Here is a 6,191-nt window from a genome sequence, read left to right on the forward strand (position 1 = left end):
TTCACCCTTCTGACCGTCTGTCGGCGCGCCAGGAGGGTCGGATCCGCAGAAGATCCCGCCCCGGCGACGCGCCCGAGACCTCGTGACGGAGTCCCGGGCGCGCCCTACGCTGAGCCGCATGAGCGAGAGCACCCACGCCACCCCGCCCGCCCCCGCCGGATCCCCCGCCTGGATCGACTACACCGCCCCCGACTTCGCCCGCCAGCGGGCCTTCTACGAGGCCCTCTTCGGTTGGACCTTCACCGACTCCGGCGAAGAGTTCGGCCACTACCTGATGATCACCAAGGACGGCGCCTCCGTGGGCGGCGCCATGGACGCCGACCAGGTCTCGCAGATGACCGGCGAGGACCCCCTGCCCGCCGCGTGGACCGTCTACCTGCGCACGCAGGACATGGACGCCACCCTCACCGCGGTGCGGGAGAACGGCGGCGCCGTGCTCGTGGACGCGATGCCCGTCGGCGACCTCGGCGTGATGGCCGTGGCCGAGGGCCCGGGCCACGAGGTCGTGGGCTTCTGGCAGTCCGGCACCTTCCCCGGCCACGATCTGCCGCTCACCCCCGGCACCTCCGTGTGGTTCGAGCTCCTGACCACCCGCTTCGACGAGTCCGCCGAGTTCTACCGCGCCGTGGCCGGCTGGCAGCCCACCCTGATGGGGGACGACGACGCCCCGGAGGACACGCAGACCGTAGCCGACGCCGAGGACGCGGCCCACGACAGCCCCCGCTACGCGACGAACCACCCGTTCGACCGCGCGACCGCGGGCCTGTGCGACGCGCGGACCTGGCTGCCGCCGAACACCGTGGGGTACTGGCGCGTGTACTTCGCCGTGGCGGACACGGACCGCGCGCTCGAGGTGATCCGCGAGCACGGCGGCACGGTCCTGGACGGCCCCCAGGACTCCCCGTTCGGCCGCGTCACCACCGTGCTGGACCCCGCCGGGGCCACGTTCCAGATCAACGAGCCGCCGGCCGAGGGCTGACGGCCGCCGTCGTCGACCGACGACCGTTGACCGTCCGGAATCGTCTGCGGATCTGACCCTTCTGGACGTCCGATCCCGCCTCGGAAGGGTCAGATCCGCAGACGATCCGCCGGGGCCGAACCGGGGACGCCCGCGGCCCTGCGGCCGTCCGCACGGCGGTAGGCCATCGCGAGCACGGCCCCGGAGAGGTTGTGCCAGATCGAGAACACGGCGCCCGGCAGGGCTGCCGCCGGCGAGATGTACTGCGCGGCGAGGCCCGCGGCCAGGCCCGAGTTCTGCATGCCGACCTCGATCGAGACCGTGCGCGCCACGGGCGTGGGCAGCCGGAACAGCTTCGCCGCGCCGTAGCCGAGCAGGTAGCCGAGCCCGTTGTGCAGCACCACCGCTGCGAACACCAGCAGGCCCGCCGACAGCACGCGGGAGGCGCTGTTGCCGACGACGGCGGCCACCACCAGCGCGATGAACACCACCGAGACCCACGGCAGGGCGGGCAGCACGCGGTCGACGACGCGGCGCAGCAGCAGGCGCACGACGAGTCCGCCTAGGACCGGCAGGAGCACGATGTTCACGATGGACTTGGCCATGGCGCCGCCGTCGACGGCCATGTACTGGCCGGCCAGCCACAGGGTGAGCAGCGGCGTGAGCAGCGGGGCCAGGAGCGTGGACACGGAGGTCATGGCCACGGAGAGGGCGGTGTCGGCGCGGGCGAGGTAGCTGACCACGTTCGAGGACGTGCCGCCCGGGGCCGAGCCCACGAGGATCACGCCCGCCGCGAGCTCGGGCGGCAGCTGGAGCACGACGGCGACGCCGAGCCCCAGCAGCGGCATGATCGCGTACTGCGCCACCACGCCCAGCAGCACGGGCAGCGGCCGGCGGGCGACGAGGCCGAAGTCCGGAAGGGTCAGCGTCAGGCCCATGCCGAACATGATGATCCCGAGGAACAGGTTGACCTGGGGCAGCAGCGTCTTCGCGGCGGTCGGGGCGAGGAAGCCCACGAGCGCGGCGGCGAGCACCAGCAGCGGGAAGACGGTGACGGCGATGCGGGCGGAGCGGTCTTCCGCGCGGCGGGCGTCGGTGGGGGCGGGATCCGGTGCGGTCATCCCGTCATGGTAAGAGCGGGGCCGCGGTGCGTCGTCGCGTGACGCGGCGCCGTCGTCGGCCTTCCGGAATCTTCTGCGCCCCTGACCCTTCTGGACGTCCGCTCCCGCCCCAGAAGGGTCAGTTCCGCAGACGATCCTCCGCGCCACCGGCGTCGAGACCGCCACGCTCCGCGATCGCGGCCCGCACCAGCGCCGCCGTCTCGACGAATCCCCGCCACCGGTCCGTCCCCGCCACCCGGATGTTGAGCCAGCCCTGACGCAGGAACACCGCGTCCCGGCGGGTGTCCTTGCCGACCTGCGCGGCGCCGTCGTGGGTCTTGCCCTCGTAGTGGATCGCGATCCGCCACCGCCGGTAGCCGAGGTCCGCGCTGGCGGGGTGCCACAGCGAGTAGTCCGGGTCCCAGAGCTCGATCTGCAGGTCCGGCTCGGGCAGCCCCGCGGCCATCAGCGCCAGGCGCAGTTCGGTCTCGGCCGGGGAGTCGGAACCGGTGCGCACGAGCGCGAGCGCCTCCCGCGCCCGCACGATCCCGGCCTCGCCGGTGTGCCGCTCGAGCGCGGCGCCGAGCTCCCGGCGGGTGGCCAGCGCGACCTTCCCCCGCCGTTCGTCCTCCCGTGCCAGCCGATCTCCGACCGCCACGAGCGCGTCTCGGTCCAGGACGGTGGCCAGGTGGAACCAGGTGTCGGCGTGCGAGGTCCATCGCAGCCCGTGCAGCCGGTCCCTCCGCACGAGGACGCGGTCCAGGTCCACGAGCCGGGTGCGCACGCCGGGCTCCCGTAGCACCCGGCGGGTGCGGGACCGCAGGACGGTAGGACGCACCCGGGCCTTCACGTCGTCCGGGAGGGGCCAGCCCAGCAACCGGGCCACGGACTCTCCGGTCACCACGACGTCGGGACGCATCGCCGCCAGGTCCTGCAGCCGGGACAGCTCGGTGGCGAGGGGACGCGCGGGCGGCGTCGCCCCGGTGACGGGGCCGATCCAGCGGTAGTGGCCGTGCGCGACGCGTTCGACGTCCCGGCTGCGCAGCCGCGACCCGGACACCCCGGCGGCCAGCGCCTGCGCCCGCGTGAACGGGGCGTCCTGGAGGTGGGCGGGGAAGGGTCCGGGCACGCGCATGGCCCCGATCCTGCTCGCTCCCGACGTCGGCGGGCCCGGTTGTCCACAGGCCCTGCGGAGGCGTCGGGCCGACGTCGTCGTGGACGTCCTGCCGCGCGCTGGGAATCCGTTGCACATCTGACCCTTCTGGGCCGCCGCGCAGCGCTCGGAAGGGTCGGATCCGCAGAAGATTCCGGGATCACCCGCTCAGCCCGTACTCCTTCAGCATCTTCCGGGCCTCCTGGGTGCCGGCCCTCTGCAGCTCGAGCAGCTGCGCGTAGATCCCGCCGGACGCGGCCAGCTCGGCCGGGGTCCCGATCTCCTGCACCTGCCCGCCGCGCAGCGTGACGATCCGGTCCACGGACGCGATCGTGCTCAGCCGGTGCGCCACGATCAGGCTCGACCGCCCCACCATCAGGTCCTCGAGGGCCGCCTGCACGAGCCGTTCTGACTTCGTGTCCAGTGCGGAGGTGGCCTCGTCCAGCACAAGGATCGGCGCGTCCTTCAGCACGGCCCGCGCCACCGCGATCCGCTGCTTCTGCCCGCCGGACAGCCGCAGCCCGCGCTCGCCGATCACCTGTTCGTAGCCGTCGTCGAACGCCGCCACGAACCGGTGCGCGTACGCGGCCTGCGCGGCGGCCCGGACGCGTTCGTCGGAGGCGTCGGCGTCCGCGTAGGCGATGTTCTCGCGCACCGTCCCGGAGAACAGGCTCGGCTCCTGGAACACGGTGGCGATCCGCCCGCGCAGCGCGGCCAGGTCCAGCCCGGCGACGTCCTGTCCGAACACCTCGATGCGTCCGCTCGTCACCGGGTACAGGCCCAGCAGCAGGTGCGCGATGGTCGACTTCCCGCCGCCCGACTCGCCCACGAGCGCCACCCTGGCACCCTGCGGGATGTCGAAGGACACGCGGTCCAGCACGGGGCGGGAGGCGTCGGCGTCGTAGGCGAAGGAGACCTCGTCGAAGCGCACGGCCGGCACGTCCGCGGGGACGTCCGGCGCACCCGGCACGACGTCGGCCCGCGGCTCCGCCGGCACGCGCGGTGCGTCCGCACCCGCCGACTCCGCACTCGCGCTCGCCGCCGCGAGCGCCGCCCCGCCGGCCCGCTCGCGCTCCTCGGCGAGCACCTCGAAGTAGTCCTTCGACCCGGCGACGGCGCGCTGGGCGGAGTCCACGAGGAAGCTCATGGAGAAGATCGGCTGCCGGGCCATGTTCATCAGCTGCAGGAGGATCACCATGTCGCCCACGGAGAACAGGCCCTGCGCGGTGCGGACGAACACGATCAGGTACATCGCGCCGAAGGCCACGTTCAGGGCGAGCCGGCGCCCGGCGTCCATGCCGTGCCAGAACCGGGACTGCTGCCGGGTGATCTCCACGGTCCGCAGGAACCGGTCGCGGAACCCGGTGAGCTCGTGGTCCTGCCGGTTGTAGGCCCGCACCACGGACATCTGGGAGACCACCTCGGCGAACCGCCCCGAGGCGACGTCCACCTCCGTGTTCTTCTCCCCCTCCCACACCTGCCACTTCGCGGACGTCCGCGCGGTGAGCCACATGTACACGGGGAAGACGACGGCCAGCAGGATCGCCAGCGGCCACCAGTAGAACGCCGTGATCACGAGCACCGCGGCGGTGGTGACGAGCATGGTGAACGCGTTGTTCGCGAAGAACTGCAGAAACTGGGTGATCTCGTTGATGGTGCGGTTCAACCGGTTGACGACCCGCCCGGTGATCGCGGTGTCGAAGTACCGCTGGGGCAGGTGCAGCAGCTGCTCGAAGTACCGCGTGGAGAGAATGGTGCGCATGCGCGCGGCCATCACGTCGCCCCAGTAGCCGCCCACGCTCACCACCAGGGTGGTCGCCACCTCGACGGCGAGGAACGCGACCGCCAGCCAGGTCACCGCGGTGACGGCCTCGGCCACGTCGGTCTCCCCCGCGACGGCGGCGACGATCCGGTCCGTGGCCGCACCGATCAGGAACGGGGTGGCCAGGGCCAGCACCGCGGCCAGCACGGAGCTGACGGCGATGCCGAGGTAGAGGCGGTGGAGCTGGGGCGCGAAGCGCAGGATGCGGAGCAGCGACGTCACCCGGCCAGGCTAGTGGCCGGTGCGGACATCAGCGCGGGCCGGTCGGCCCGCCTGGAGGTCAGAACGGGGGCGCTGCCGCGACGGCGGCCAGCACGGGGTGCAGCAGCGGGGCCACGCCGTGCCCGCCCGGTGCGGCCGGGGCGGCGGGGTCCATCCAGTGCAGCTCGACGATCTCGTCCGTCGGCTCGGGGACCTCGTGCCGGGCGACGGGCCGCCACAGCGCGAACACCTCCGAGTGCAGGGCGGCGCCGGGCTCGTTGGCGGCGGCGGTGTCCCACGCGCCGAGGCGGGTCAGCTCGTCCGGGCGCAGGCGCAGCCCGGTCTCCTCGGCCACCTCGCGGACGGCGGTGTCCACGGGGGCCTCGCCGGGCAGGTGCTTGCCGCCGGGGAACATGAACATGGCGGTGCCGGCCTTGCGGACGGTCAGCACGCGGCGGTCCGGGCGGGCCAGCACGACGGCGGAGACGCGGATGACCTCCCCGGCTGCGACGGTCGGCGTGGGGGCGGAGTCGGAGGGGGAAGGACTCATGCCCCCATCATCCTCCCCGGGCGGCTCAGAGGAGCGTGAGCCCCACCTTCACGGCGATTCCCAGCATGAGCACGCCCACCACGGCGTCCACGATCCGCCACGTCCGCGCCGAGTCCATGGACGGGGCGAGCTTGGTGCCGCCCCAGCCGAGCGCGGCGAACCACACGAGCGAGGCCGCCACCGCGCCGCCCACGTACGCCCACTTCGCCGCCCCGAACGTCTGCGCGAAGGTGCCCATCATCACCACCGTGTCGAGGATGGCGTGCGGGTTCACCAGGGAGACGGACAGCGCCAGCAGGATGATCCGCGGCAGCGGCGTCTGTGGGCGGTCCAGCGCCACGCGGCGCGGCTGCACGCGCTGCCGCACCGCCACCGATCCGCCGCCCGAGGGGGCGCCGACGCCGGGC

The 6,191-nt window shown here is 73.4% G+C and carries 6 protein-coding genes; 1 reads left to right on the top strand and 5 read right to left on the bottom strand.

Going from position 1 to position 6,191, the window contains the following annotated elements; genetic code table 11:
• The first annotated feature begins 118 nt into the window (after positions 1–118).
• A complete protein-coding gene (locus tag D8M29_RS07400) occupies positions 119–979 on the top strand; it encodes a VOC family protein (RefSeq protein WP_127435340.1) in 861 nt (286 codons plus the stop codon).
• A gap of 89 nt (positions 980–1,068) precedes the next feature.
• Here the strand turns inward: D8M29_RS07400 and D8M29_RS07405 are convergent, their stop codons facing one another.
• The 5 genes from D8M29_RS07405 to D8M29_RS07425 all read right to left on the bottom strand — a co-directional run.
• On the bottom strand, positions 1,069–2,079 hold the full coding sequence (locus D8M29_RS07405) for a bile acid:sodium symporter family protein (protein ID WP_036336767.1): 1,011 nt from the start codon (positions 2,077–2,079) through the stop codon (positions 1,069–1,071).
• Between the two features lie 118 nt (positions 2,080–2,197).
• On the bottom strand, positions 2,198–3,193 hold the full coding sequence (locus tag D8M29_RS07410; protein WP_049147022.1) for a hypothetical protein: 996 nt from the start codon (positions 3,191–3,193) through the stop codon (positions 2,198–2,200).
• Positions 3,194–3,371: 178 nt separating this feature from the next.
• Positions 3,372–5,255, bottom strand: coding sequence for an ABC transporter ATP-binding protein (locus tag D8M29_RS07415; protein WP_127435341.1), 1,884 nt, complete (start codon positions 5,253–5,255; stop codon positions 3,372–3,374).
• Between the two features lie 58 nt (positions 5,256–5,313).
• A complete protein-coding gene (locus D8M29_RS07420) occupies positions 5,314–5,784 on the bottom strand; it encodes an NUDIX domain-containing protein (RefSeq protein WP_036336764.1) in 471 nt (156 codons plus the stop codon).
• 25 nt (positions 5,785–5,809) lie between these two features.
• A partial coding sequence (locus tag D8M29_RS07425; protein WP_161972461.1) for a LysE/ArgO family amino acid transporter occupies positions 5,810–6,191 on the bottom strand: 382 nt, incomplete at its 5' end.

The sequence above is a fragment of the Micrococcus sp. HSID17227 genome, from assembly GCF_003989405.1.
GTDB lineage: Bacteria > Actinomycetota > Actinomycetes > Actinomycetales > Micrococcaceae > Micrococcus > Micrococcus luteus.

What these genes read in the sequence shown, in the direction of transcription:
- D8M29_RS07400 (WP_127435340.1), top strand. Translation starts at nt 119, where the DNA reads ATGAGCGAGAGCACCCACGCCACCCCGCCCGCCCCCGCCGGATCCCCC.
- D8M29_RS07405 (WP_036336767.1), bottom strand. Translation starts at nt 2,079, where the DNA reads ATGACCGCACCGGATCCCGCCCCCACCGACGCCCGCCGCGCGGAAGAC.
- D8M29_RS07410 (WP_049147022.1), bottom strand. Translation starts at nt 3,193, where the DNA reads ATGCGCGTGCCCGGACCCTTCCCCGCCCACCTCCAGGACGCCCCGTTC.
- D8M29_RS07420 (WP_036336764.1), bottom strand. Translation starts at nt 5,784, where the DNA reads ATGAGTCCTTCCCCCTCCGACTCCGCCCCCACGCCGACCGTCGCAGCC.